This is a genomic window from Candidatus Binataceae bacterium, assembly GCA_035500095.1.
Lineage (GTDB): Bacteria > Desulfobacterota > Binatia > Binatales > Binataceae > JAKAVN01.
Map to the genome: position 1 here is coordinate 1 of DATJXN010000156.1, position 2,622 is coordinate 2,622.

A 2,622-nucleotide genomic window follows, 5' to 3' on the forward strand; every position below is an offset into this window, starting at 1 on the left:
TGTAGCGCGAAGGACGCAGGCCGTTGCGATCCAGCGTCGCGCCGATCTGGCGGCCGTCGGTGAAGGCGATCGACGCCGGACCGTCCCAAGGCTCCATCATCGCGGCGTGGTACTCGTAAAAGGCGCGCCGGCTCGGATCCATCAGCGCGTGGTTCTCCCACGCTTCCGGGATCATCATCATCACGGCATGCGCAACCGGGTAGCCGCCCATAACCAGTAGCTCGAGCGCGTTGTCGAACGAGGCCGAGTCGGACTGGCCGTCATAGATCAGCGGCCAGATCTTGCCGAGATCCTCCCCCAGCACCGGGCTCGAGATCGCGCCCTGGCGGGCGCGGATCCAGTTGACGTTGCCGCGTACCGTGTTGATCTCGCCGTTGTGGCAGATCATCCGGAACGGGTGCGCTAGATCCCACGAAGGGAAAGTGTTGGTCGAGAAACGTTGGTGCACCAGCGCGAGCGCCGAGTCGGCGCGCGGGTCCTTCAGGTCGAGGTAGTACTCACCGACCTGATAGGCCATCAGCATGCCCTTGTAGCAGAGCGTGCGCGCCGACATCGACGGCACGTAGAATTCGCCGCCGTGCTGCAGCCGGAGGGACCGGATGGCGTGACCGGAGCTCTTGCGGATGATGTAGAGCTTGCGCTCGAGCGCATCGGTGACCGTGACGCCGGCGCCGGGGCCGATGAACACCTGGCGGATCACCGGCTCGAGCTTGCGCGCCGGCTCGGCGAGGTCCGAATTGTCCACCGGCACGTCCCGCCAGCCGAGCAGCTCCTGACCCTCGTCCTTGATGGCGCGCTCGATTTCGTATTCGCAGGCGAGCCGGCTCGCCGGATCGCGCGGCAGGAAGATCATGCCGACGCCGTAGCGGCCCGGCGGAGGCAACGCGACGCCGCGCGCGGCCATCTCCTCGCGCAGGAAACGATCGGGAATCTGGATCAGGATGCCGGCGCCATCCGACAGCTTCGGGTCCCAGCCCACCGCGCCGCGGTGGGTGAGATTCTTCAGAATCGTGAGTCCTTGATCGATGATCGCGTGCGATTTCCTGCCCTTGATGTGCGCGACAAAGCCGACGCCGCAAGCATCGTGCTCGTGCGCCGGGTCGTAGAGTCCCTGAACTCCAGGATGAAATCGCTCGCTCATGTGCAAGATATTGATATCCAAAGCCAAAACCGCCATTTCGCGGCGCCGCACAAAAACTCGGGGCGAACTTTGAAATATACCTGCGGGACTACGGCGTTACAAGGCTGCGGCGCCGCGGGCCGCCTAGGCAGATGCGGCGATGCTGTCGGAAACCAGCCGCGGATCTATGTTTTCGCGCAGGCTGGCTCGGCCGAGGGCATCCAGGAGCACAAAGCGCAGCCCGCCGGCCACCGCCTTCTTGTCGCCCCGCATCAGCTCGAGCAGGCGGGCGCTCTCGAGCGCTGGCCCGCGGACCGGCAGTCCGGCGCTCTCGATCAGGGTACGCACGCGCGCGACTTCCGCGGCGCCCAGGCCGCCGGAGCGCATCGAAAGTTCGGCTGCCATGACCATGCCGGCAGCGACCGCTTCGCCATGCAGCCAGTCGCCGTAGCCGAGCCCTAGCTCGATGGCATGGCCGAAGGTGTGGCCGAAATTCAGGATTGCGCGCAGCCCGCTCTCGCGCTCGTCCGCCGCCACGACCCGAGCCTTCAGCTCACAACAGCGTTGCACCGCGAATTGCAGCGCCTGCGGCCGGCGAGCGCGCAGCTTTGCCATGTTTGCTTCAAGCCATTCAACGAACTCCAGGTCCAGAATCAGGCCGTGCTTGATGACTTCGGCGAGACCGGCGCTCAGCTCCCGGTCCGGTAATGTCTCCAGAGTCGCCACATCGGCGATCACTGCACGCGGTTGATGGAACACGCCGATCATGTTCTTGCCGAGCGCGTGATTGATCGCCGTCTTGCCCCCGACCGACGAATCGACTTGCGCGAGCAGCGTCGTCGGCAGCTGCAGAAACGCGATGCCGCGCTGGTAGACCGCCGCCGCGAAGCCCGCGAGGTCGCCGACGACGCCGCCGCCAAGCGCGACCAGCAGGGCGTCGCGGCCGCAGCGCGCCGCGAGCATCGCTCCGATCACCCTGTCTAGCGTCTCCCAGCTCTTCGCTTGCTCGCCGTCTTCGACCACCACGGCGATCGGGCTCGCGCCAGCACGCCTCAGCGCACGCTCGACGCGCGCGAGATACAGCGGTGCCACCACCCGGTTCGTGACCACCGCGACCTGCCCGGAGCCGATCCATGGCCGGTAGAGCGCCGCCTCGTCGAGCAGCCCCGCGCCGATGTCGATCGAGTACGCCCGCGCGCCGAGCTCTAGGCGGACAGTCGGCATGAGTCCTGGAGCCGGCTCAGCAGCTCCTTGGCGAGCGTCTGCGCGCTCTGGCGTCCGGTCTCGAGCACTATCGCGGCGATCTCGCGATACAGCGGGTCGCGTTGCGCGTACAGCGTCTCCAGCGTCTTCTGCGGGTCAGGAGTCGCGAGCAAGGGCCGGTTGCGGTCGTGGCGCACGCGCTGCCAGAGCAAGCTGGGCCGCGCATGCAGATACACGACCGTGCCGCATGCCGCTAGCCGGCGGCGATTCGCCTCGGCGAGCACCGCGCCGCCCCCGGT

Annotated in this window: 3 protein-coding genes; all 3 read right to left on the reverse strand. The window is 67.0% G+C overall.

The features are described from left to right. A partial coding sequence (locus VMI09_17390) for a hypothetical protein (protein HTQ26467.1) occupies positions 1-1,141 on the reverse strand: 1,141 nt, incomplete at its 3' end. A gap of 123 nt (positions 1,142-1,264) precedes the next feature. Beyond that, positions 1,265-2,344 (reverse strand): 3-dehydroquinate synthase, encoded by a 1,080-nt coding sequence (gene aroB, locus VMI09_17395; protein ID HTQ26468.1) that lies wholly within the window; start codon positions 2,342-2,344, stop codon positions 1,265-1,267. Next, positions 2,326-2,622 (reverse strand): shikimate kinase (locus VMI09_17400; GenBank protein ID HTQ26469.1); only part of this gene is annotated, 297 nt, incomplete at its 5' end. The genes VMI09_17400 and aroB, both read right to left, overlap by 19 nt.

Excerpts from the sequence above, each read along its gene's own strand:
- aroB (HTQ26468.1), bottom strand. The coding sequence starts at position 2,344 with ATGCCGACTGTCCGCCTAGAGCTCGGCGCGCGGGCGTACTCGATCGAC.